The sequence below is a fragment of the Pseudomonas huaxiensis genome (assembly GCF_003231275.1).
Classification (GTDB): domain Bacteria; phylum Pseudomonadota; class Gammaproteobacteria; order Pseudomonadales; family Pseudomonadaceae; genus Aquipseudomonas; species Aquipseudomonas huaxiensis.
This window is the reverse complement of the sequence record NZ_QKVL01000051.1, coordinates 1-24710: the sequence shown is the minus strand read 5'-3', so window position 1 is coordinate 24710 and position 24710 is coordinate 1. Positions and strand designations below refer to the sequence as shown.

Below are 24710 nucleotides of genomic sequence, written 5' to 3'. Positions count from 1 at the left end.
CCTTATGAACCGCCAATCCCGCTTCGCCCTGGCCGCCGCTGCGCTTGCCGCGTCCAGCCTCCTGCTCGGTTCCGCTGCTCACGCCGCCAGCGCGCTGCCCGACAGCATCAAGGTGCCGGACGGCCACAAGGTCGCGCTGGAAACCGTCGGCGTCGGCGAAATCACCTACGAATGCCGCGACAAGGCCGACAAGCCCGGGCAGACCGAATGGACCTTCGTCGGCCCCAAGGCCGTGCTCAATGACCGCAGCGGCAAGGCCATCGGCGACTACTTCGGCCCGCCCGCCACCTGGCAGGCGAAGGACGGCTCTAAAGTCACCGGCACTCAGTTGGCGGTCGCACCTTCCAGCCCGGGCAACCTGCCGTACCAACTGGTCAAGGCCAACCCGGCTGAAGGTGCCGGCGCCATGAACGGCGTGACCTACATCCAGCGTGTGGCGCTCAAGGGTGGTGTGGCGCCGGGTAGCGCCTGCACGACAGCCGACAAGGGCAAGCAGGAGAAGGTGAGTTATCAGGCGGACTATATTTTCTGGACCGCCCGCTAAGCCACGGTTGCCTGTTCGACGGTGGTCTACGCTGCTAGCGGTAACCACTCGTCGACGGCAAGCCCTGTGACCTTACCTCTGTCCTCGTTCGACCATGAAGCCCACCTGGCGGCCTGCGCACGCGGCGACCGCCAGGCGCTGCAGCGCTTGTACGAAGAGGAGGGCGCGCGGCTGCTGGGCGTTGCCCGGCGTCTGCTCAAGGACACCGCCCTGGCCGAAGACGTGGTGCACGACGCCTTTATCCGCATCTGGACCCGCGCCGCCACCTTCGATCCGGCACGCGGCAGTGCCCGTGGCTGGATGTTCAGCATCACCCGGCACCTGGCGCTGGACTTTCTCCGTCGCCGGGAGCGGGATGTGCCGCTGGGCGATGAGCCTGACCCGGACGACAGCGCCGTCGAGGTGGACGGCCCGCTGCGCAGCGGACGCATGGCCGCTTGTCTGGAGCAATTGGAACCTGTACGCCGGGCCTGCCTGGTCCACGCGTATGTCGATGGCTTTTCCCACGCCGAGATCGCCCGCACGTTCGGGGCGCCACTGGGCACGGTGAAGGCCTGGGTCAAACGCAGCCTGGCTGCCTTGCGCGAGTGCATGGGATGACGACCGGCGACCTCGACGACAGCAGCGAATCAAGCCCCGACGACAGTGACGCCCTGGCCGCTGAATATGTTCTCGGCACGCTGCCGTTCGACCAGCGTCAGGCTGTTGCCCGACGTCTGGAACACGATGTGCCGTTGCGTGAAGCGGTCGATGCCTGGGAGCACCGCTTGCAGTCGTTACAAGCGCAGGCTCCGGCTCAGACACCGTCCACGTACCTGTGGCAACGCATCGAGCGCAGCGTTGGCGATCTGCCGTCATCGCTGTCCGTCGCCCGTCCCGAGCGCTGGTGGCAGCGCCCGACACCCTGGCGCTGGGCGTCGGTGGCGGGTCTGGCGGCCAGTCTGTTGCTGGCGGTGTTGCTGGTGCGCGAACCGCCAGCGGCGACGCCGACCTATCTGGTGGTGCTGGTCGCGCCGCAGGACAAATCGCCCGGCTGGGTCGTGCAGGCGAGCAATCACCGCACCGTGCAACTGATTCCGTTGGGCATGGCCGAAGTGCCCGCGGACAAGGCGCTGGAATTCTGGACCAAGGCCGATGGCTGGAGCGGCCCGGTGTCACTGGGTCTGATTGCGCCGGGGCAAACCGTGGAAGTGCCGCTGGATGCCTTGCCGCCGTTGCAGGACAACCAGCTTTTCGAGTTGACCCTGGAGAGCCCGACCGGCTCGGCCAGCGGCAAGCCTAGCGGGCCGGTTCAGTTCATCGGCAGGGCAGTGAAGGTGCTCTGATTTCGCACCATTTTGTGACACTGCAAAAAAAATGCACTGAAACAGCACTTTTTTGAATTTGAGCTGGCGGTCAGATTTCCTCAGACTGCCGGGCAATCTTTCCATCTCCAAGGAAGGAGCCCTTTGCGTATTGCCCCCTCGCGATACAAAGTCCGTCCGCTGTTGGACGGGCTTCTTTTCTTCAAACAGGTGCCTGGTCCGTCACATGTCTAACCGTGGTCTCAACTGGTTCGATCGCTTCATTCCGGCCGCTTTGCATATTCCCCCTCAAGAATGGTTCCGCGCCGCGATCGGTGCGCTGCTGGCGTTGGTCGTGGCCGGCAGTGCCTGTAGTTACCTGTTCGGCAGCGCGGCGACGCTGCACCTGATGGCGCCGCTGGCGGCGTCGACGGTGTTGTTGTTTGCCGTGCACTCCGGTGCGCTGTCGCAGCCCTGGCCGTTTCTGGGCAGTTACGTTTGCGCGGCGGCGGTGGGGATCAGCCTGCACCACTGGTTCGGCCCGGGCCTGATGGTGGCGAGCGCGGCGCTGCTGCTGGTGATTTTGCTGATGTGCCTGCTGCGTTGCCTGCATCCGCCAGGCGCGGCGCTGGCGGTGAGTCTGGCGCTGGCCGATCCGTCGCTGGCGGCGATGGGTATCAAGGTGATCGAGCCGGTGATGCTCAATGCCCTGATCGTGCTGGCGCTGGCGGTGCTGTACAACCGCCTGACTGGCGTGCGCTACCCGAAAATCAACGTGTCACACAAAGCCAGCCACGCCACTGCCGACCAGCCGGCCAGCGAGCGGGTCGGGGTCAGTCCGAGCGATCTGGACCAGGCGCTGGAAGAAATCGGCGAGTTCGTCGATGTGACCCGCAACGACCTCGAAAGGATCATCCTCGCCACCCAGCGCCACGCGGTGCAGCGCAGCCTCGGCGGGATCACTGCGGCGCAGGTGATGTCCCGCGACGTGCAGTTCGCCACGCCCGACACCACGCTGGAACAAGCCTGGAAACAACTCGCCAGCCACCACCTGAAAAACCTGCCGGTGCTGGATGACAGCGGGAAACTGGCGGGCATCATCAGCCTCAGCGATCTGGTCGCTCCGGCCATGGCCGCGACCCGTTTCAGTTGGCGCGCGCTGTTTGGCCGGCAGAAGCAGGTGCGCCTGGGGCAAATCATGAGCGAGCCGGTGATCACCGTCGACAGCGATCGTCAGGCCGTCGAACTGATCTCGCTGCTCTGCGATCAGGGCCTGCACTGCCTGCCGGTGCTGGAGAACGGCAAGGTGGTTGGCGTGGTCACCCAGACCGATCTGATTGCCGCGCTGAGCCAGCACTTGCTGGCGCAGGAGCGGCTGGCCGAAGCAGCCTGAGTCAGATCAACGGATCCCAGCGCTGCGACCAGTCGCTATCACCCGCCACTACCTGACGCAGCAGTTCGAACGCCTGCTGCAGGGCCTGCGAATCCCGCTCCCGTGGATAGACCAGCCACGTGGGGTAGGGGAATTCCGGCGCCTGCGGCACCCGCTCAAGCACCCCGCGGTCCAGGTAGCTCTGCACCACCCGCGTGCGGAAATAGCCGCTACCGCCGTGTTCGAGGATGAATTGCAAAGCCAGCGGGCCGAGGTTGAAGCTCAGGGCCGGACGGGTGAGTTCCGGCAGGGCTTCGTCATGCAGGCGGCGGAAGGTATCACCCCAGTCGATGTAGACGTACGGTTCCGGCTTTCTTCTCAACTGAATGCGGATCAGCTTTTCTTCCAGCAACTGTTCGACTTGCAGGCCGGGGCTGTAGATCGGCTGGTAGAGCAGCGCCGCGTCGAGCGTGCCCATCTCCAGTTTGCGCAGCAGGGCGGCGCTTTCGCCGACTTCACTGCGGATGGCGTGGCTGGGTAGCTGCTCGTGCAGCACCCGCACCCAGTCCAGCACCAGCGGGTTGCACAGACTCACCTCGCCGCCGATGCGCAGCACCTCGCGACAACCGTCTGGTAGTGGCAGGTCGCGGCGGGCCGATTCCCAGGTTTGCAGCAGTTGGTTGGCATAGGGCACGAAGGCCTCGCCATTGCTGGTCAGGCTGGCGCCGTTGCGGCTGCGGATGAAGAGCTGGCAGTCGAGTTGCTGTTCGAGTTTCTGCACTCGCGCGCTGATGGCGGTCTGGGTGACGTGCAGGTGTTCGGCGGCCGCGACGAGGCTGCCGCTGCGCACGATTTCGAGGAAGGTTCGGGCCAGCTCGATGTCCATGGGGCACCAGATTGGGGGCGAGCTGGCCATTCTACCCTGTGGGAGCGAGCTTGCTCGCGAACGGCGGCGAAGCCGTCGTAAATCCTGCACCCCTGTTATTTCTGGTGCCCCGCGACGGTTCGGTGCCCCGGCAAGTGCGCTCCCAGACTCAAGGCTGGGCGGCGTGGATCAGTAGCGAATCATCACCGACTTCAGCTCGGTGTAATCCTCGATGAACGCCCCACCGAATTCACGCCCGACACCTGAGGCCTTGATCCCGCCAAACGGCACTGCCGGGTCCAGCAGGGTGTGCATGTTCACCCACAAGGTGCCGGCCTGGACCCGCGGAATCAGGCGCATCGCCTTGCCCAGATCGTTGGTCCAGAGGCTGGCGCTGAGGCCGTAGGGGCTGTCGTTCATCAGCGCTACCAGTTCCTCTTCGTCGTCGTAGGCGAGGAAGGTTGCCACCGGGCCGAAGGTTTCTTCGGTCATCAGGCTGTCCTTCGCCGAGTTGGCCAGGATCACGGTCGGCTCGACATAGCAGCCCGGGCCGTCGATCAGCTTGCCGCCATGAAGAATGGTGCTGCCTTCGGCGCGGGCCTTGGCGAACAGTTGGCCGAGCTTGGCCTGGTGCTGCTTGTTGGTCACCGGGCCGAATTCGCTGGCTTCATCCAGTGGCGAGCCGATCTTCAACTGGCTCAGGCGCTCGCTCAGGCGGCGGGTGACCGCGTCGATCTGCGAGCGGTGCACGTAGAAGCGCTCGGCGGCGGCGCAGATCTGCCCGGAGTGCAGGAAGCCTGCTTCGATGATGCCGTTGACCGCGGTTTCCACATCCACGTCCGGCAGGAAGCCCGCAGCATTCTTGCCGCCCAGTTCCAGAGTGGCGCGGGTCAGGTTGGCGGCCATGGCGGTCTGGCCCACGGCCAGGCCGGTGGGTACTGAGCCTGTGAAGGAGACTTTGTCGGTGTGCGGGTGCTCGATCAGCGCCTTGCCGACGCCGCCGGCACCGGTCACCACGTTGAGCACGCCTGCCGGCAGGCCGGCGTCGATCGCAAGTTCGGCGATGCGCAGGATGGTCAGCGGGGTGAACTCGCTGGGCTTGATGATCACGCTGCAGCCGGTGACCAGCGCCGAGGCCAGTTTCCAGATGGCGATCATGGTGGAGAAGTTCCACGGCACGATGCCCACCACCACGCCAATCGGCTCGCGCAGGGTGAAGGCGGTGTAGCGCTCGCCGTTGAACGAGGGCAGCGACGGGGTGATGGTCTGGCCGCTGATCTTGGTTGCCCAGCCGGCGTAGTAACGCAGGAAGTGCGCGGCCTGGGCGACTTCGAAGTGACGCGAAATCTGGATCAGCTTGCCGGACTGGCAGGTTTCGATCTGGGCCAGTTCTTCAGCGTTCTGTTCGATCAGGTCGGCCAGCTTCAGCAGCACGCTGCCACGCACCGCCGGCGCGGCTTGCGACCACTGGGCGAAGCCTGCGCGGGAAGAGGCCACGGCGCTGTCGATGTCGTGCTGGTTGGCTTCGCCGACGCGGCTGATGACTTCGCCGCTGGCCGGGTCGATCACGTCCAGGTGACGACCGCTGCCGGAGGCCTGCGCACGGCCGTCGATGAACAGGCCGTGGTCGCGCTGGAAGAAAGCCTGGACGGCAGGCAGGAGAGAAATGGTCATGAGGTGTACCTGTGCAAATAGGCAAAGCCGGCACCCTAGCGCAGGCTCGCGCGGGTGACTTGACTGAGCCTGCCAGCCCTACATGACCGGGTCTGCCAGCGCGTTCGGCGGTTGTCCGACGGCGGGGTAGGGTTGACCATGGAAAGTACAATTTTGTCTCTGGAAGGTGCATTTTCAGCTTGGCGGACGCCTCCCATACTGGCCCCGAATCCGCAGCGGCCTGTGTAGTCACCAGGCCCGATGGACATCCAATAATAAGCAGGGCCACTCATGAAAAAGCCAAACCCGCTGCTCGAAGACCTCAAGTCGGTACTGCCGACCATCGCCGCCAATGCCTCCCGTGCCGAAAAAGAACGCATGGTCCCCGCCGAAAACATCGCCCTGCTCAAGGGGATCGGCCTGCACCGTGCGTTTCTGCCTAAGCCTTACGGCGGCATGGAAATCTCCCTGCCGGAGTTCACCGATTGCATCGCACTGCTGGCCGGCGCCTGCGCGAGCACTGCCTGGGCCATGAGCCTGCTGTGTACTCATAACCATCAACTGGCGATGTTCCCTGCCAAGCTGCAGGAAGAAATCTGGGGCGTGAACCCGGACCACACCGCCAGCAGCAGTATCGCGCCCTTCGGTCGCGTAGAAGAAGTTGAGGGCGGTCTGCTGTTCAGCGGCGAAATGGGCTGGAGCAGCGGTTGCGACCACGCCGAATGGGCCATCGTCGGCTGCCGCCGCGCCAATGCCGAAGGCACCCAGGACTACTGCTTCGCCGTGCTGCCGCGCAGCGATTACGAAATCCGTGACGACTGGTTCGCCGCCGGCATGAAAGGCAGCGGCACCAAGACCCTGATCATCGACAAAGCCTTCGTCCCTGAGCACCGTATTCAGAAAGCCAAGGACATGATGGAAGGCAAGTCCGCGGGCTTCGGTCTGTACCCGGACAGCAAGATTTTCTACTCCCCGTACCGTCCGTACTTTGCCGTGGGCTTCGCCACCATCAGCCTGGGCATCGCCGAGCGCATGCTCGAAGCCTTCCGCGAAAAGACCAAGAACCGCGTGCGCGCCTACACCGGTGTCAGTGTCGGTGCCGCGACCCCGGCGTTGATGCGTCTGGCCGAATCGACCCATCAGGTCGCCGCCGCCCGTGCTTTCCTCGAGAAGACCTGGCAGGACCACGCCGATCACGGCGCTCGCAAGGAATACCCGGACCGCGAGACCCTGGCGTTCTGGCGTACCAATCAGGCTTACGCGGTGAAGATGTGCATCCAGGCCGTGGACCGTCTCTACGAAGCTGCCGGCGGCACCTCGTGGTTCGAGAGCAACGAACTGCAGCGCCTGTGGCGTGACTCGCACATGACCGGTGCGCATGCCTACACCGACTACGACGTTTGCGCGCAGATTCTGGGTCGCGAGTTGATGGGCCTCGAGCCTGATCCGAGCATGGTCTGACGCTCGATCTTCTCTCTCTCACATAAAAACAAATCACGGTTGCCCGTTGCGGGCAGCCGGGGAGTCTTGCATGTCCAATGAAACCGTTGCGGCCTTCGACAGCCGTGCCTTCCGCCGCGCCCTGGGCAACTTCGCCACCGGCGTCACCGTGGTCACCGCCGATGATGGTGCTGGCAACAAGGTCGGCGTTACCGCCAACAGCTTCAACTCGGTGTCTCTCGATCCGGCGCTGATCCTCTGGAGCCTCGACAAGCGCTCCACGAGCCTTGCGACCTTCGAGGCGGCCAGCCATTTCGCGGTGAATATTCTCGCCGCTGACCAGATCGACCTGTCCAACAACTTCGCCAAGCCGCGGGATGATCGTTTCGCTGGCATTGCGCATGAAGCGGGTGCGGGCGGCGCGCCGATCCTGCTGGACTGCTCGGCCAACTTCCAGTGCGAGAAGTACCAGATCCTCGACGGTGGTGATCACTGGATCATGATCGGCAAGGTGGTGGCGTTCGAAGACTGTGGGCGTTCGCCGTTGCTGTATCACCAGGGCGCGTATTCCATGGTCCTGCCACACACCCGCATGACCCGCCGCGAAGAAGGCCAGCCACCGAGCAGCAACTTCCAGGGGCGCCTGAGCCACAACCTGTACTACCTGATGACCCAGGCCCTGCGTGCTTATCAGACCAGCTACCAGCCGCGGCAACTGTCCAGCGGCCTGCGCACCAGCGAAGCGCGGATGCTGATGGTGCTGGAGAACGATGCCGGCTTGAGCCTCACCGACCTGCAACGCGAAGTGGCGATGCCGTCACGGGAAATCGATGAAGCCGTGGCCAACCTGACCCGCAAGGGCCTGGTCAGCGGCAGCGAGGAGGGCGGCAATGTGCGCCTGACCGTAGGCGGCATCGACCAGACCGAAGCGCTGTGGACCATCGCTCGCGAGCAGCAGGACAAGGTGTTTGGTGAGTTCAGCGAAGAGCAGATCGAGACGTTCAAGACGGTGCTCAAGGCTGTGATCCGCGGTTGAATCTTCAGGGCCTTATCGCTGGCTTCCCAGCGATAAGGCCCTGAAGTGAGTTACTGAAACCCAATCCCCCACAAACCCGATGGTGTCATTTCGCTTTTGAATTGTTATGTTATTACATCAATAATTCAGGAGCCCCCATGAACTACCCCATTGGAAGGTTGTACCTCGGCCTGTCTGCCGGCCTGCTGAGCCTGCCCGCGACGGCGCAGGACACGGTATTGCTCGACGCCGTCAGCGTCACCGAGCGCCGTATCGAAGAGCGCGCCGATGGCCCGGTGCAAGGCTATCGCGCTACCCGCTCGGCCACCGCGACCAAAACCGACACCGATATCCGCGACACCCCGCAAGCCATCAGCGTGGTGCCGGCGCAGGTGCTCGAAGACCTCAACAGCACCCGCATCGACCGCGCCCTGGATTTCGCCGGCGGTGTTTCGCGGCAGAACAACTTCGGTGGCCTGACCTTCCTCAACTACAGCGTCCGCGGCTTCACCACGGGCGAGTTGTACAAGAACGGTTTCGCCATCAACCGTGGCAGCTACAGCGCGCCAGACACCTCGACCATCGAGCGCATCGAAGTGCTCAAGGGCCCGGCCGCCAGTCTCTATGGCCGTGGCGATCCGGGCGGGCTGGTGAATATCGTCAGCAAGAAACCCCAGGCCGATGCCTTCACCACCTTCAAGGCCAGCGCCGGCAGTTGGGACCGTTACCGCAGCAGCCTGGACGTGAACACCCCGCTGAGCGACGACGGCAGCGTGCTGTCGCGGGTCAACCTGGCGATCGAAGACAACGGCAGCTTCCGTGACCACGTGGACGGTCGCCGCAAGATCGTCAGCCCATCGCTGAGCTGGCAACTGAATCCCGATACCTTGCTGTCCCTCGACAGCGAATTCTCCCGTACCGAATCGGTGTTCGACCGTGGCATCCCGGCGGTGAACAACGAGCTGGGCCCGGTCGCCCGTTCCACCTTCATCGGCGAGCCCAACGACGGCCGCATCCGCAACGACAACCAGACCCTCGACCTGGCACTGGAGCATCACCTCAACGACAGCTGGAAGCTGCGTCTGGCCAACCACTACACCCAGGGCACGCTGCGCGGAAACAGCTCGGAGCCGTCGCGAGTGGTGGGCAGCCAGATCAGCCGCTTCTACCGCGAACGCAATTTCGAGTGGAACGACAACATCACCCAGGCCGAGCTGCACGGCCAGTTCGACCTCGCCGGCTGGCAGCACCAGAGCCTCATCGGCCTGGAGTACGAGAACTACCGCAACAGCCAGAAATACCCGCAGAGCGTCACTGGCTTCGGCTATGGCCTGGATATTTTCAATCCGGTTTATGGCCAGCCGAAGCCGGCGCTGGTCAACCCTAACGACTTCTTCGAGCGCACGGAAAGCTACGCATTGAACCTGCAAGACCAGATCGCCTTCACCGAGCGCCTGCGCGGGCTGGTGGGCGTGCGCCTGGAGCGGATCGAGCAGACCGCGCAGAACCGCGCCACAGGGGTCAGCAACAGCCAGGAAAAGGACGTCGCCACGCCGCGCTTGGGCTTGCTCTACCAACTCACGCCCGAAGTCGGCGTGTTCGCCAACGCGTCCACCTCGTTCAAGCCCAACAGCATGGGCACCCGGGGCCAGGTCTACAAGCCGGAGAAGGGTATCGGCTACGAGACCGGACTCAAGCTTGACCTGTTCGACAGCCGGCTCGGCGCCACGCTGGCGCTGTTCCATATCGACAAGGAAAACGTCATCACCACCGACGCCTTTGGCGACAGCATCGCTGCTGGCAAAGCCCGCAGCCAGGGTGTGGACCTGCAGTTCAGTGGCCAGCTCAGCGATGCGGTGCGGGTGATTGGCGCTTACGCCTACATCGACGCCGAAGTGACCAAGGGCGACGCGGCCCTGCCCAAGGGCAGTGACTTGCTCGGCATTCCCCGGCACAGCGGCAGTCTGATGGCGGTGTATGAGTTTCAGGACGGCGCGCTGCGGGGTTCGGATGTCGGCGCCTCGGCCAACTATGTTGGCGAGCGTTCCGGGCAGGCGGGCAGCAGCTTCCGTTTGCCGGCCTACAGCACGGTTGATCTGCTGGCTCACTACAAGGCCAGTGACCAGCTCAGTTTCGGCCTCAACCTGAACAACCTGTTCGACCGCAAGTATTACGAGCGGGGGTACAACGCTGCCTGGAACATGCCGGGTGATCCGCGGAATCTCAGCCTCAGCTTGACCTTCAGCCTCTGATATCGACAAGGACCTCACAATGAAACGACTGACACCTATGCTGCTGGCCGGCCTGCTCACCGCCGGCCTGACCGGTACAGCCCATGGCCATGGGCTGTGGACCGAACAACGCCGTGGCGCGATCGAAGTGGTGTATGGCCATGGCGCCGAGGACAACGCCTTCAAGGCACAGAAGATCAAGGGTGCCTGGGCCTGGGACGGGCAGGGCCGGCAGATTCCGGTAAGCGTGGTGCGGCTGAGCGACCATGCCCGCCTGCAACCGCTGCGCGCCCCGGCGAGTCTGGCGGTGGTGCTGGACAATGGCGCTTGGTCGCAGACGCCGGACAAGCAGTGGGTCAATGAAGACCGTAGCAAGGTCCGTGACGCGATCAGCTCGATCCACACCTGGAAGTACAGCCTGGCTGTCTACCGGGAGGGCGCCCGACTGCCATCATTGAAGGCCCTGCGTCTGGTGATCGTACCGCAGGCCGATCCGCTCAAGGTCGGCCCGGGCAAGGCCCTGCCGGTCCAGGTATTGCTGGACGGCAAACCGGTGTCCGGCGTCGAGCTGTATGGCGATTATCGCGGGGCACCGCATCAGGTGGTGGCGACCACCGATGCGGAGGGCCGGGCCAGTGTGATGGTGCGCAATGAAGGGCTTAACGTCATTGCCGCAAGTGTGACCCGGCCATTGGCCAAGGATGCGCCAGTGGCGGAGGAGGGGTTGTTCACGTCGCTGACGTTCCTTGGCGAACCGCATCACGAGTAGCGGCACGCGGATTTATCCCACCGGCGTACACAACTCCACCAGAATCCCCGCCGGACAACGCACCCAGGACACGGTCTGGCCCCAAGGCTTGACCTGCGGTGCCTTCAGCTCCACCGCTCCGGCAGACAACGCTCTGGCATGCGCCGCCGCCACATCATCGGTCAGCAGGGCGATTTCCATCCCCAGTGGTCGCTGGCTTTCGCTGGCGGCCAGTACGCCGCCGTCGAAGTTCGCCTTGCCCAGTTCCAGCGAGGCGAACGCCAGGGTGGTCGGTCCGGTGTCCAGTTCGCCGTAGTCGCCACCTTCATGCAGAAAACGCCGGGTCAGGCCGAAGGCGGTTTCGAAGAAGGCCAGCGAAGCCGGGACGTCCGCCACATAGGCGATGGTGTAGCCAAGTTTCATGAGGATCTTCCTTGAGTCGGTAAGAGGGAATCAGGCCTTTTTCGCCCGAGGTTTTCGTGGCCGCTTGGATGTTGCGGCAGTGCTGCTGCTCTTGCGCTTCTTCTTCCACGGCGAACCGCCACGGCCCGCCGGTGTCGCCGGGCCGGAGATGGTCAGGCTCATGCCGGCACAGCGTTCCACCTGCTTGCTCATCCACGCCGACTGTTTGGCGACGAAGGTTTCCAGTGTCATCTCACCGCTCTGCACCATGTCCAGCGCCTGCTCCCAGATCGCAGTGGTGCCGGGGTCGGCGATGGCGCGGGGCACCGCGTCGATCAGGCCGAAGGCGGCCGGTGTGGCGTTGAGTGCCTTGCCGTTCTTCACCATGTAGCCACGGTCCAGCAAGCCTTGGATGATTCCGGCGCGGGTCGCTTCGGTGCCAATACCAGTGGTGTCCTTGAGTTTCTGCTTGAGCCGCGGATCGTCCACCAGCTTGGCGACGTTTTTCATCGCCTTGATCAGGTCGCCTTCGGTGAAGGGCTTGGGTGGCTGGGTCCAGAGGTCTTTCAGGTTGACCTCGCGCACCTCGCACCATTGCCCCTTGTTCAACGTCGGCAACACCTGCGGTGCTGGCGCCTCTCTGCCCTTTGGCGGGGTCAGGGCCTCGGGCAGGGCGCGGCGCCAGCCCGGTTCGACGATCTGCTTGCCCACCGCCCGCAGGGCCTGGCCGCCACAATCGAAGTCGGCCTGGGTGCGGTCGTATTCATGGTTGGGCAGGAACTGCGCCAGGTAGCGGGCGCGGATCAATGTGTAGACCGCCTTGTGTTTGCCCGGCAGGCGGTTCGGGTCGATGGCCGCGGCGGTGGGGATGATGCCGTGGTGGGCGCTGACTTTCGCGTCGTTCCAGGCCCGGGAACGGCGTTGCGGCTCCAGGTACGGCTGCAGCGGCGCCAGCGATGAGTCGGCGCGAGCCAGGGCGGAGAGGATTGCCGGGGCTTCGCTGTGCTGACTCAGGGGCAGGTAGCCGCAATCGCTGCGCGGGTAGGTGATGACCTTGTGGGTTTCATACAGCGCCTGGGCGATGTCCAGGGTTTCCTGGGCGCCGAGGCCGAGTTTCTTCGAGCAGACTTCCTGCAGGGTGCCAAGGTCGAAGGCCAGCGGCGCCGCTTCGCGCACGCGCTCGGTCTTGATCGCCACCACCTGCGCCGAACCTGCGCCATTGATTGCAGCAGCGGCCTGTTGCGCCAGTTCCTGCTTGAGACAGCGGCCCTGGTCGTCGCAGGCGTCGTCCGGTGCGCGCCACTGCGCGGTGAAGACGGTACCGGCGCTGTCCAGCTGCACATCGATGGCCCAGAACGGCACCGGCACAAAGTCGGCGATGCTGCGGTCGCGGTCCACCACCAGACGCAGGGTCGGGGTCTGCACCCGGCCCACTGGCAATACGCCTTGGTAGCCGGACTGGCGGCCGAGCAGGGTGAACAGCCGGCTCATGTTCATGCCGATCAACCAGTCGGCGCGCGAGCGGCCGAGGGCTGAGTGGTACAGGCTGAAGGTTTCGGCGCCGGGCTTGAGGCTGGCCAGCGCTTTGCGGATCGAGGCGTCGTCCAGTGCCGACAGCCACAAGCGGCGGATCGGCCCGCGGTAGCGGCAGTGTTCTACCAGTTCCCGGGCGATCATCTCGCCTTCGCGGTCGGCGTCAGTGGCGATCACCAGTTCTGCGGCCTCGCCCAGCAGGCGCTTGACTGCCTTGTACTGGCTGGCGGTCTTGGGCTTGACCTGCATTTTCCACTGGCTCGGGACGATCGGCAGGTCGGCCAGCACCCAGCGTTTATAGCGGGCGTCGTAGGCGTCGGGCGGGGCGGTTTCCAGGAGGTGGCCGATGCACCAGGTCACGGTGACTCCGGTGCCGACCCAGCAGCCATCACCGCGGCGGTTGGCGCCGAGGACCTTGGCAATATCCTTGGCCTGGGAAGGCTTTTCGCAGAGGAACAGGCGCATGTGCCGGGGCGGAGTCCTGGGGGAAAGAAGGCCCTAGGATGCTCAGGAAGTGCGGTTGAGGCAAGTTTTATCTGTATGGATGTACAGCTCTGGTCTTATCGCTGGCAAGCCAGCTCCCACAGGGGAGCTGGGTTTGCTGGCGATAAGGCTTCAGGGTGCCGCGTTCACCGTCGCATTGCGCCACGCATTCTGCAGCTTCTGCTCCAGCTCCAGGCTGACGGTCTTGCCCTTCTGCGCTTGCAACGCCAGCTTCAGGCCATTCAGCGAACGCCCGCTCAAGCGGTTTTCACTGAGGTCTTCGCTAAACACCTTCTCCGCATCCGCCGCCATACCCTGCGCCAGCAGCGCATAGCCGAGGGATTCGCGGACGGTGTAGTACCAGTCCGGCGGCTCGTTGTACCAGAGCCCGTCCTGCACCTCGACCGCCTTGCGCCAGGCCGCGATGATCTGCGCCTTGTTGTCGTCCTGCAGCGCACCGAGGTCATCGGCCAGCACTTTGCCGTGCTCGCCAAGCGCCTTGGCGCTGGCCTGCTGGACATCCTTGAGCACCAACTTGCCGGCGGTGCTGTCCTGGGCCTTGGTGAACAGGATCAGGTTGGCCAGGCGCAGCAGTTGAATGGCGTCGTTGTTGCCATATTTCAGCGCGGCGTTCCCGTCTTCTTGCAGGACGCTGCCGACCTTGCCCCAGAAATCGCCCAATGCCTCGACGGCCTTGCCGCTGTCCAGGTTGGCGCCGAGCTTCTGGTACGCCGCGGCATAACTTTCCATGATCCGCGTGTACGGCATGGTCAGCGCCACCCACTTCGGATCAGCCTTGGCGCAGGTCTCGTTGATCTTCGCCAGGCCGCTGCTGATGTTCGGCTTGATCCGCTCCAGCGCGTCCCAGTCCTGGAAGCGCACGGCGTAGTAGTAGGGCACCGCGTAGAAGTAGTCGGATTTGGTTTTCAGCTCCTGCGGGTACTGCTTGCAGAGGAATTCCGACGAGGCATTCAGCGTGGTGTTGTCCACCAGTTCGCTGGCCATGTTCATGGCTTCGTTCTTGCGCCCTTCGATGGACAGGGTCCAGGTCAGGAAGTGGATGTTGTGCCCCAGGTAGTGCAGCAGGTACGGGCTCTGCGGCTGTACCTGGTTGGCATAGGCCCGGTCCACCGACACCGCCGCGTAGTTGGTGGCGCTCGACAGCGCGTTGTTGCCGGTGCGCTGGTAGATGTGTGAGGCCATGTGGATCAGGTGGCCCACCGCCGGGTTGAGGGTGCGGAAGCGATCGGCCATGGGCAGGCCGCTGTCGGGGAACGGCGACTCTTCGATGGCGTGGATGTAGAAGTGGTTGGCGCCGGAGTGGTTCTCGTCCGCCACGAGGATGCGGTTCAGCACCTGCAGCGCCTCGTAGGCCTCGTTGGTAGGGTCGACCTTGTCGGAGGTCGCCTCGACGCCTTTCCACCATTTCCATGGGGCGATGTTGAGCAGGGCGTCGGCGTACAGGGCGGCGGCGTCGAGGTCGTCGAAGTATTTCTCGGACAACACTTTCATCTTCGCCGCGTAGCGCTTCTTGCCTTCGAGGGACAGGCCGATCTGCTCGCCTTTCTCGTCGTACTGGCTAAGGAAAGCCTCGGCATAGGCCACCTCGCGCTTCAACTGATCGTCGGTGAAGCCGGCGGGCTTTTGGGTCAGGCGGTTCTGCGCGTTTTGCAACGCCAGCCGGGCGCTCAGGTTGGCGAGCTGGTCGCAACCCTGGGTGGCGTCGGTGTTGATGTTGGAGCTGGCTGACAGGGCCACGCCCCACAGCGGCATCGCCGAGCCGTTATCAAGCTGATAGGCCTGATAGAAGGCGCGGATCGCTTCGCCAAAGTTGAAGCCGTATTGCAGGGCCATGCCCTGGCTGTAGAAGGCTTGCACCTGTTCGGCGTCTTTCACCGCCACCAGGTCATAGCGGGCGCCGCCGAGGCCGGAGAGCAGATGGTCCTTGTCGGTGTCCGCGGCGCTGACGCATTGCTGCAAGGCTTGCTTGAGGTCGGTGTCGATGGGCAGTTTGGGGAAGAACACTTCTTGTGCGTCGGACTGGCTGTCGTTGCCATGCATGCCGTGACCCTTGGCATTGAGCGGCAACGCAGCCAGCAGTGCGCAGGCGATCGCCGTGCGCACGCTGGTGTTTCGATCCATGAAACGAACTCCTTACTTGCTCGGTTTTTTCGGCGGCCTGGCCAGCCGGTCGATCTGGATGGCGAGGTCTTTCTCGCTGATTTTCACTTCCACGAGGGCCGGACGGTCCTCCAGCGCCAACAGTGTCGGCAGCAACGCCTGCAACTCTGCGACGGTACCGACACGATAACCCAGTGCGCCATAGCCTTCGGCGAGTGCCGGGTAGTTCAGGCTCGGCAGGATGTCGAACGGCGCGAACTGGCCATCCGGATCGAACGCGTCGATATCGACGAAGGCCTGCTCGATGGCATACACCTGGTTGCTCATGACGAACACCAGCGCATTGATCTTGTTGCGCGTCAGCGCCGCCAGCGACTGGGTGACCATCATGAAGCCGCCGTCGCCCGCCACCACGATCGGCCGCCGCCCGCTGCCCAGGGCCACGCCCAGCGCGCAGCCGGTTTCATGGCCGAGGGAGCCCCAGATGGCGTCGGAGAGGAAGCTGTCGCGGGGCATGCCTTGGATGTTGCTGGACACGTACAACGACGAGCTTTCGCCAAGGATCAGCGTGCTGTCTTCCCAGATGCGGTGTTCCTGGGCGAACTCCACCAGATTGTCGAAGAAGCTCGCGTAGCTCAGCGCGTCATCCGGGTTGCTCGCGCCCAACCGGTTTTGCAGCGCAGCCAGCGGAACGTCATGGCGCGGGAAACGTCCGTCCAGGTCCAGCGCCTTGAGCAACGCGTCGACGTAGTCCGGCAGGCGCACGTTGGGGTAGTAGTCCGGGCCGGTGCGGGCCAGGTCGCAGTTGACCTGGATGATCTGGTCGAAGCGGGTGTTGAGCAGGTCCAGGTAGTCATCGGTGAAGATCACCCCGATCGCCAGGATGCAGTCGCACTCGGCCACCGCCCGCGAGGTTTCCAGACGCGAGGCCGGGCCGGCGAAGGTACCGATGAAAGCGTGCTGGCTTTCGTCGAGCACGGTCTTGGCGTCCAGGGTGCTGCTGAACGGCAGACCGAGGCCGTCGATCAGCCATTGCACCTGGCCTTGCAGGTCGTAGCGCATGACTTCCACGCCCAGCAGCACCAGTGGTTTTTTCGCCTGACCCAGGCGCTGCACAGTGTTGTCCACCAGCGCCTGCAAGGCGTCCGGGTTGGAAGGCCGCGGCTCCGGGCACAACTGGCCGTGGGGGCGGGCGCATTCCAGGCTCCAGACATCCTGCCAGGCTTCCAGGTAGACCGGCTGGCGATGGGTGATGGCGGCGATCAGCGCGCTGTCGATCTGCCACGGCGCCTGGCGGGCGTCGGACAGGATCTCGCAGGCCACGGTGACCTGTTCCAGCACATTGCGGTCGGCTTCGAAGTTGCCGGTGGAATGGTGGAACAGCACGTTCTGGGTTTTCGCCAGTTCGCGGTTTTTGGTGGACGGGCTGGCGGAAATCACCACCACCGGGTTGCGCTCGACGAACGCACCGGCGATGGCATTGACCGCACTGAAGGTGCCCACGCCGTACTGCAACGACACCGCGCCGAGGCCGTGAACCCGCGCGTAGCCATCGGCGGCATAGGCGGCGCCCATTTCGAAGACTTCGCCGACGGCATCAATGCCTTCGAACGCTTCGAGGGCATCCATGAAGCCGGACACATAGTCACCCGGCACCTGGAACACCTTGGCCAGGCCCAGTTGCTTGAGCCGTGTCAGCAGGTAGTCGGCAACGCTGAACTCGACGCTCATGGTTTGATCCCCGTGTAGGCGAACTCGGTGACGGCTTCCAGGGTGCCCGCGCAGTCTTTGCACGCCAGTGGCGCTGGGTCGGCGATATCGGTGGGGCCGGGCTCCGGCAGCAATTGATAGGCCGCTGGCAGCCAGCTTGGCCGGGCCAGGCCGAAGAAGTCCTGCAGGGTCGATTCCGCGGTAGTCAGTGCGCCTTCGACCCAGCCCTGGCCGTAGGAATAGGCTTCACCGACGATGTACACCGACTGCTCCTGCACCGGATGGCGCATGTTCTGGATGATCAGGTCGAGGCGGAAGTTGGCCTTCCACTCGTGCCAGCCGCCGCCATAGGGGTCGGCGTCCCAGGCGTGGTAGACGGCGGAGTACGGTGCCGGCAGCTCGACCTGATCGTGCAGCGAGGTGACCTGGCGCTGAGCGATACGGACCATCTCTTCGCTGACCTGGTTCTGGGTTTTCGGCACGATTTCGTTGGCATCGACCTCGCCGAGCAGGCTCTTGGGCTGGTAGCCCTGGAACGGCAGGCCGCCTTCCAGGCCTTTCCAGAACGGCACGGTGCCGATGTCGTTGTACGAGGCCATCAGCAGCGAGTTGAGGCTTGGCTGGCCGCCTTCCTGTTCGCACTCGGTGCCCATGTAGTAGCATTGGCGGATCGGCAGGTCGGTGACCGAACGGCCGGCCACCAGGCCGAGGCTGCGCCACCAGGGTTGTTCGTAGGCGAGGAACAGCTTGAACGCCGACTGCACCAGCACCGAGCCAAGGTTTTCTTTCAGCCACGGGTCCTGGAACAACGGCGACTCGATCAGCTCCAGCGAACGGCGCGGCATGGCCAGGATCACCTGGCGGGCGTGGACGATGACTTCCGGCGCGCCGACGATATCGGTGGTGGTGCCGTCGATGGTCTGGGTCGGCTGGAAATGCAGGCGGTATGGGTATTCGGTGTCATCGCTGTATTGCAGCGAGGCCAGACGGCGGTTCAACTGCACGCGCTGGTCACTCGGGATCAGGCCACCGGGGACGGCCTTGAAGCGCTCGTTCAGGGTCAACGGCAGGGTCTGGAAGCCGGTTTTCAGGGTCAGGAATTTGGTGTCGTCACTGTATTCCGTTGCGGGCAACTGGGTCACGGCGCTGGCGTTGGCGACGTTGGCCTCGTAGCCACCGGCGTCCTTCATGAACTGGTAGCCCTCGTTGCTCAGCACGCGGTAGAGCAGGTCCCAGAAGCCATAACGCCAGATTTCCTTGCCGAACACCTTGACCTGCATCTGGTCGGCCAGGCTGAGCTGGTCGAAGCCGGGATAGATGCTGTTCATCACTTTGACTTGCAGGTCTTCGGGGCCGAAACCGCGTTCGGACCACGCCAGGTTGTAGGGGATCTTGTCCGGTGACTCGGTGAAGTCACGGAAACGGAAGCGCTGGCCTCGCAGATAGAACAGGTTGTTCTTGGCGCCGACCGGATCACCCTCGGGCTGCTCGTTGCCCATCGGGAAGTCTTTCTTGGGCAGTTCGAGGTAATCGACCAGCTTGTCGACCATGACATGGCCGCCGGTATCGTCTTCGGTGGCCGGCATCCAGCGCATGCCGCCGACTTCAGCGACGACATTGGGCAGACCGGGGAGGGTGATGCTGAACAGCCGGCCACCGATGCGGTCGCCGTATTCGAACAACTGGATTCGCTGATGATCGCCTTGCGCTTCTTGCAGGCGCCACGCGCTGTAGGTTCCCGATACACCGCCGCCGATGATGGCGACATCCAATGGCTGGGTCTGACTCATCGCCTATATCCCTATGTTGTGTGGGCAAGGATTTCCATGCGGGAGGCAGTATTGACGAGCCAAGTGACAATGCCAATCTGCTATCACTGATTTTTTTGCAGGTGATCGCGGATATGGCGTAGGCCAATGAAACCGGGGCTTTGATGGGGAAATTGGTATGCGCGCAAGGTAATGCGGCGAGCCGCTCAAGCTCGCGCCCGCCGTCATTATTGGGAGGGGCGCAGCCTGGGGTCGAAAAGGCTTACAGGCGGCTGGCGTCGAGGGCCTGCTGCAGGTCGGCGATGATGTCGTCGCTGTGTTCGATCCCGATGGACAGCCGCACCATGTCACGCGGTACGCCGGCTTTTTCCAGTTCTTCGTCGTTCAACTGGCGGTGGGTGGTGGAGGCCGGATGACAGGCCAGGGACTTGGCGTCGCCGATGTTGACCAGGCGCACCACCAGCTTCAGCGCATCGATGAAGCGTGCGCCGGCTTCCTGGCCGCCTTTGATGCCGAACGACAGGATCGACGCGGGCTTGCCCTCGGTGTAGCGCTTGGCCAGTTCGTGTTCCGGATGGTCCGGCAGGCCGGCGTATTTCACCCAGGCCACCTGATCGTGCTGCTGCAGGTAATGGGCGACTTTGAGCGCGTTTTCGGTGTGGCGTTCCATGCGCAGCGCCAGGGTTTCAAGGCCTTGCAGGATCAGGAAGGCGTTGAACGGCGAGAGTGCGGCGCCGGTGTTGCGCAGGGGCACTACGCGGCAGCGGCCGATGAACGCGGCGGGGCCGAAGGCTTCGGTGTAGGTCACGCCGTGGTAGGAGGCGTCCGGGGTGTTGAGCAGGGCGAAGCGCTGTTTGTGATCGGCCCAGGGGAATTTGCCCGAGTCGATGACGATGCCGCCGATGCTGGTGCCGTGGCCGCCGATGTACTTGGTCAGCGAGTGCACGACGATATCGGCGCCGTGTTCGAACGGCCGGCAGAGGATCGGCGTAGCCACGGTGTTGTCGACGATCAGCGGCACGCCGTGACGGTGCGCGGCGTCGGCCAGGGCCTGGAGGTCGACGATATTGCCCGCCGGGTTGCCGATGGATTCGCAGAACACCGCCTTGGTGCGCTCGTCGATCAGCGCTTCGAGGGCGGCGATGTCGTCATGCGGGGCGAAGCGGGTCTGGATGCCGATCCGTGGCAGGGTGTGGGCCAGCAGGTTGTAGGTGCCGCCGTAGAGCTTGGCGACCGAGACGATGTTGTCGCCGACTTCGGCCACGGTCTGGATGGCGTAGGTGATGGCGGCCATGCCCGACGCCACGGCCAGCGCGCCGACTCCGCCTTCGAGGGCGGCCATGCGCTGTTCCAGCACATCGTTGGTGGGGTTCATGATCCGCGAATAGATATTGCCGGCCACCTTCAGGTCGAACAGATCGGCACCGTGCTGGGTGTCGTCGAAAGCGAAGGAGGTGGTCTGGTAGATCGGTACGGCGACGGCCTTCGTGGTCGGGTCCGGGCTGAAACCCGCGTGAATGGCCAGTGTTTCCAGCTTCATTGCAGTCATTCCTTGAGCGTGGGTGGAGCGGGCGAGCATGGGGTGGCGGGTTTGAATGGTCAATAGCCGTAGGTGGTGTAGGGAATTGAGTGGTGCCTGCAGGGTTCGCGGCGCTCTTGTGAATCCGGTAAGCTCGCCAGCGCTTTTTCCTCGCCTCACCCCACGGAATCCCCGATGTCTCAAACACACCCCAAATCCCGGGCTATGCGCGTGCGCAGTGATGTCCTGGCCGGCCTGACCACTTCTTTTGCGCTGGTGCCCGAGTGCATCGCCTTTGCCCTGGTCGCCCACCTCAATCCGCTGATGGGCCTGTACGGCGCGTTCATCATCTGCACCCTGACCGCGCTGTTCGGCGGTCGCCCGGGCATGGTCTCGGGCGCGGCCGGCTCGATGGCGGTGGTGATCGTCGCGCTGGTGGTGCAGCAGGGCGTGCAGTACCTGCTGGCGACGGTGTTGCTGGGCGGACTGTTGATGATCGCGTTCGGCCTGTTGCGCCTGGGCAAGTTGGTGCGGCTGGTGCCGTATCCGGTGATGCTCGGCTTCGTCAACGGCCTGGCCATTGTCATCGCCATGGCTCAACTGGAGCACTTCAAGAGCGGTGACACCTGGCTGCAAGGGCCGTCGTTGTGGCTGATGCTCGGCCTGGTCGGGCTGACCATGGCGGTGGTGTACGTGTTGCCGCGCCTGACCCGCGCCGTGCCGCCAGCGCTGGTGGCGATCCTCGGCGTCGGCATGCTGGTCTACCTGTTCGACCTGCCGACCCGCACCCTCGGCGACATGGCCCATATCGCCGGCGGCCTGCCGTCGCTGGCCCTGCCGCAGGTGCCGTGGAACCTGGAGACGCTGCGGATCATCGCGCCCTATGCGGTGCTGATGGCCCTGGTTGGCTTGCTGGAAACCCTGCTGACCCTGAACCTCACCGATGAAATCACTGAAAGCCGTGGCCATCCGGACCGCGAGTGCGTGGCCCTTGGCGCGGCCAATATCGCCTCGGGCCTGTGCGGCGGCATGGGCGGCTGCGCGATGATCGGCCAGACCGTGATCAACCTCAGCTCCGGTGGTCGTGGGCGGCTGTCCGGGGTGGTGGCGGGAGTGATGATCCTCTTGTTCGTGCTGTTCCTCTCGCCGCTGATCGAGCGCATTCCGCTGGCGGCGTTGGTGGGCGTGATGTTCGTGGTGGCTCAGCAGACCTTTGCCTGGGCCTCGCTGCGCGTGCTGCACAAAGTGCCGCTGAGCGATGTACTGGCGATCATCGCGGTGACGGTGGTCACGGTGTTCACCGACCTGGCCATGGCGGTGATGTTCGGCATCGTCATTGCCGCGATCAACTTTGCCTGGCAGCAAGCGCGTGAGTTGTATGCCGACAGTCATCTGGAAGCCGACGGCAGCAAGCTGTACCGGATTCACGGGACGCTGTTTTTCGCCTCCAGCACGCCGTTTCTCAACCAGTTCGACCCGGCCAATGATCCGGCGCAGGTGACGCTGGATTGCCAGCATTTGAGCTTTGTCGATTATTCGGCGATCGCCGCGTTGAAGACCTTGCGCGAGCGCTATGCCAAGGCCGGCAAGCATCTGCGGGTGGTGCATTTATCGGAGCGGTGCAAGCAACTGTTGAAGCGGGCTGGGGCGGATCACTGAGGTTTATGGAGTGATCGAAGGGCCTCATCGCTGGCTTGTCGGCGCGCCGAACCGCAGCGATGAGGCCCCGGAAAACTACCCCTGCTTCTTGATAATCGCATCGGCAATACTCGCCGGCGCCTCCGCATACCGGATGAACTCCATCGTATAGCTGGCGCGACCCTGGGTCATTGAGCGCATCTCGGTGGAGTAGCCAAACATCTCGCCCAGCGGTACTTCAGCCCGCACCACCTTGCCCATCGGAGTATCTTCGCCGCCCTGGATCAGGCCGCGACGGCGGCTCAGGTCGCCCATGATGTCGCCCATGAACTCCTCAGGCGTCACCACTTCCACCTTCATCACCGGCTCCAGCAGCACCGCGCCGCCTTTCTGCGCCAGTTGCTTGGTGGCCATGGACGCGGCGACCTTGAAGGCCATTTCGTTGGAGTCGACGTCATGGTACGAGCCGTCGAACACCGCGGCCTTGAGGCTGATCAGCGGATAACCGGCGACGACGCCGTTGCGCATCTGTTCCTCGATGCCTTTCTGGATTGCCGGGATGTACTCCCGCGGCACCACGCCGCCGACCACTTCGTTGATGAACTCCAGCCCTTCCTTGCCGTCCTCTCCGGGGGAAAAGCGGATCCAGCAATGACCGTACTGGCCGCGCCCGCCGGACTGGCGGACGAACTTGCCTTCGATTTCGCAGGTGTTGCGGATCTTCTCGCGGTAGGCCACCTGTGGCTTGCCGATGTTGGCCTCGACGCTGAACTCGCGGCGCATGCGGTCGACGATGATGTCCAGATGCAACTCACCCATGCCGGAGATGATGGTCTGTCCGGTTTCCTCATCGGTCTTGACCCGGAATGACGGGTCTTCCTGGGCCAGCTTGCCGAGGGCGACGCCCATTTTTTCCTGATCGGCCTTGGTTTTTGGCTCCACCGCTACCGAGATCACCGGGTCGGGGAAGTCCATGCGTTCGAGGATGATCGGCTTGTTGAGGTCGCACAGCGTGTCGCCGGTGGTGACGTCTTTCATGCCGATCAGCGCGGCAATATCGCCGGCGCACACAGCCTTGATTTCAGCGCGCTGGTTGGCGTGCATCTGCACCATCCGGCCAACCCGTTCCTTCTTGCCCTTGACCGAATTGAGCACCGCGTCGCCGGAACTGAGCACGCCGGAATAGACGCGGGCGAAGGTGAGGGTGCCGACAAAGGGGTCCGTGGCGATCTTGAAGGCCAGCGCCGAAAACGGTTCGTTGTCGTCGGCGTGGCGTTCCAGGTGCTTGTCTTCGTGGTCCGGGTCGGTGCCGTGGATCGCCGGGATTTCCGAGGGCGCCGGCAGGTAGTCGATTACCGCGTCGAGCATCAGCGGCACACCCTTGTTCTTGAACGATGAGCCGAGAATTGCCGGAACGATTTCATTGGCCAGGGTGCGCTGGCGCAGGCCGGCCTTGATCTGTTCGTTGGTCAGTTCGGTGCCGTCGAGGTAGAGGGTCATGAATTCGTCATTGGCTTCGGCGGCGGCCTCGATCATATGGGCCCGCCATTCCTGGGCCAGGTCCAGCAACTCGGCGGGGATCTCCTCCTCGCGGTAGCTGGTGCCGTTGTCGTCTTCGTTCCAGTAGATGGCCTTCATCTTCACCAGATCGATCTGGCCGAGGAAGTTCTCCTCGGCGCCGATGGCCAACTGGATCGGCACCGGGTGGTGGCCCAGGCGCTGGTCGATCTGCTTGACCACCCGCAGGAAGTCCGCGCCCTGGCGGTCCATCTTGTTCACATAGGCCAGGCGCGGCACATGGTACTTGTTGGCCTGGCGCCAGACCGTCTCGGACTGCGGCTCGACGCCGTCGGCGCCGCTGAACACCACCACTGCGCCGTCCAGCACCCGCAGCGAGCGCTCCACCTCAATGGTGAAATCGACGTGGCCGGGGGTGTCGATGATGTTGAAGCGGTACTTGTCCGGGAACTGCTTGGTCGAGCCTTGCCAGAATGCCGTGGTCGCGGCGGAAGTGATGGTGATGCCGCGCTCTTGCTCCTGGGCCATCCAGTCCATGGTCGCGGCGCCATCATGCACCTCGCCCATTTTGTGGTTGACCCCGGTGTAGAAGAGGATGCGTTCGGTGGTGGTGGTCTTGCCCGCGTCGACGTGGGCAACGATGCCGATATTGCGGTAAAGCTCGATGGGAGTGGTGCGCGCCATGAGGGGTCACCCGTGCTTCATGCAAGTAGGGAAGAACGGGCCGAGAGATGTGGCCCGGGTCTTTCCACGGTAGCAGAGGCTGGGGGTTGTGCTTGGACGGGCGCCGGGTGGTGGTGTCATCAGCGCCCGGCGTCCTCGATGGACTTGGGGAAGCGCGGTTCGTAGCACAGCAACAAGGACAA

General features: G+C 63.9%; 18 protein-coding genes. 9 read left to right on the top strand and 9 right to left on the bottom strand.

Features of this window, described 5'->3' with window-relative positions:
• Window positions 1-4 precede the first annotated feature (4 nt).
• The 4 genes from DM374_RS28940 (at window position 5) to DM374_RS28925 (ending at window position 3220) form a co-directional block, all read left to right on the top strand.
• The gene (locus DM374_RS28940; RefSeq protein WP_110972981.1) at window positions 5-544 is read left to right on the top strand and encodes a DUF3455 domain-containing protein; all 540 of its coding nucleotides are present in this window, start codon (window positions 5-7) and stop codon (window positions 542-544) included.
• A gap of 66 nt (window positions 545-610) precedes the next feature.
• A complete protein-coding gene (locus tag DM374_RS28935; protein WP_110972980.1) occupies window positions 611-1144 on the top strand; it encodes a sigma-70 family RNA polymerase sigma factor in 534 nt (177 codons plus the stop codon).
• Complete coding sequence (locus tag DM374_RS28930; protein WP_110972979.1) at window positions 1141-1869, top strand: anti-sigma factor; 729 nt, start codon at window positions 1141-1143, stop codon at window positions 1867-1869. Before DM374_RS28935 ends, DM374_RS28930 begins: the two co-directional genes overlap by 4 nt.
• 205 nt (window positions 1870-2074) lie before the next feature.
• Entirely contained in the window at window positions 2075-3220 is a 1146-nt protein-coding gene (locus tag DM374_RS28925; protein WP_110972978.1) for an HPP family protein, read from the top strand.
• 1 nt (window position 3221) lies between these two features.
• Here DM374_RS28925 and DM374_RS28920 read toward each other — a convergent pair whose 3' ends face one another.
• Entirely contained in the window at window positions 3222-4085 is an 864-nt protein-coding gene (locus DM374_RS28920; protein WP_095159828.1) for a LysR family transcriptional regulator, read from the bottom strand.
• A gap of 168 nt (window positions 4086-4253) precedes the next feature.
• Window positions 4254-5738 (bottom strand): aldehyde dehydrogenase family protein, encoded by a 1485-nt coding sequence (locus DM374_RS28915; protein WP_110972977.1) that lies wholly within the window; start codon window positions 5736-5738, stop codon window positions 4254-4256.
• A gap of 270 nt (window positions 5739-6008) precedes the next feature.
• Here DM374_RS28915 and DM374_RS28910 point away from each other — a divergent pair, with 270 nt between their 5' ends.
• The 4 genes from DM374_RS28910 to DM374_RS28895 all read left to right on the top strand — a co-directional run bounded on the left by DM374_RS28910 (window position 6009) and on the right by DM374_RS28895 (window position 11172).
• The gene (locus tag DM374_RS28910; protein ID WP_110972976.1) at window positions 6009-7178 is read left to right on the top strand and encodes a p-hydroxyphenylacetate 3-hydroxylase oxygenase component; all 1170 of its coding nucleotides are present in this window, start codon (window positions 6009-6011) and stop codon (window positions 7176-7178) included.
• A 70-nt stretch (window positions 7179-7248) separates the two neighbouring features.
• Window positions 7249-8193: a p-hydroxyphenylacetate 3-hydroxylase reductase component gene (locus tag DM374_RS28905; RefSeq protein WP_110972975.1), complete on the top strand. Its 945-nt coding sequence runs from the start codon at window positions 7249-7251 to the stop codon at window positions 8191-8193.
• Window positions 8194-8330: 137 nt separating this feature from the next.
• On the top strand, window positions 8331-10424 hold the full coding sequence (locus DM374_RS28900) for a TonB-dependent siderophore receptor (protein WP_110972974.1): 2094 nt from the start codon (window positions 8331-8333) through the stop codon (window positions 10422-10424).
• Between the two features lie 19 nt (window positions 10425-10443).
• The gene (locus DM374_RS28895) at window positions 10444-11172 is read left to right on the top strand and encodes a DUF4198 domain-containing protein (RefSeq protein ID WP_110972973.1); all 729 of its coding nucleotides are present in this window, start codon (window positions 10444-10446) and stop codon (window positions 11170-11172) included.
• A gap of 12 nt (window positions 11173-11184) precedes the next feature.
• Here the strand turns inward: DM374_RS28895 and DM374_RS28890 are convergent, their stop codons facing one another.
• From DM374_RS28890 to DM374_RS28865, 6 genes are all read right to left on the bottom strand, one after another.
• Window positions 11185-11574 carry a VOC family protein gene (locus tag DM374_RS28890; protein WP_110972972.1) on the bottom strand — a complete coding sequence of 130 codons (390 nt, stop codon included), beginning with the start codon at window positions 11572-11574 and terminating at the stop codon, window positions 11185-11187.
• A 30-nt stretch (window positions 11575-11604) separates the two neighbouring features.
• A complete protein-coding gene (locus DM374_RS28885; RefSeq protein ID WP_110972971.1) occupies window positions 11605-13551 on the bottom strand; it encodes a DNA topoisomerase III in 1947 nt (648 codons plus the stop codon).
• A gap of 150 nt (window positions 13552-13701) precedes the next feature.
• A complete protein-coding gene (locus DM374_RS28880; protein ID WP_110972970.1) occupies window positions 13702-15711 on the bottom strand; it encodes a hypothetical protein in 2010 nt (669 codons plus the stop codon).
• Window positions 15712-15723: 12 nt separating this feature from the next.
• On the bottom strand, window positions 15724-17421 hold the full coding sequence (locus DM374_RS28875; RefSeq protein ID WP_110972969.1) for a thiamine pyrophosphate-binding protein: 1698 nt from the start codon (window positions 17419-17421) through the stop codon (window positions 15724-15726).
• A complete protein-coding gene (locus tag DM374_RS28870; RefSeq protein ID WP_110972968.1) occupies window positions 17418-19190 on the bottom strand; it encodes a flavin monoamine oxidase family protein in 1773 nt (590 codons plus the stop codon). Before DM374_RS28870 ends, DM374_RS28875 begins: the two co-directional genes overlap by 4 nt.
• 241 nt (window positions 19191-19431) lie before the next feature.
• Complete coding sequence (locus DM374_RS28865) at window positions 19432-20709, bottom strand: bifunctional O-acetylhomoserine aminocarboxypropyltransferase/cysteine synthase (RefSeq protein WP_095159821.1); 1278 nt, start codon at window positions 20707-20709, stop codon at window positions 19432-19434.
• A 174-nt stretch (window positions 20710-20883) separates the two neighbouring features.
• Between DM374_RS28865 and DM374_RS28860 the strand changes: the two genes are divergently transcribed.
• On the top strand, window positions 20884-22347 hold the full coding sequence (locus DM374_RS28860) for a SulP family inorganic anion transporter (protein WP_177431625.1): 1464 nt from the start codon (window positions 20884-20886) through the stop codon (window positions 22345-22347).
• Between the two features lie 75 nt (window positions 22348-22422).
• Here DM374_RS28860 and fusA read toward each other — a convergent pair whose 3' ends face one another.
• Window positions 22423-24528, bottom strand: coding sequence for an elongation factor G (gene fusA, locus DM374_RS28855; protein ID WP_110972966.1), 2106 nt, complete (start codon window positions 24526-24528; stop codon window positions 22423-22425).
• Window positions 24529-24710: the final 182 nt, after the last annotated feature.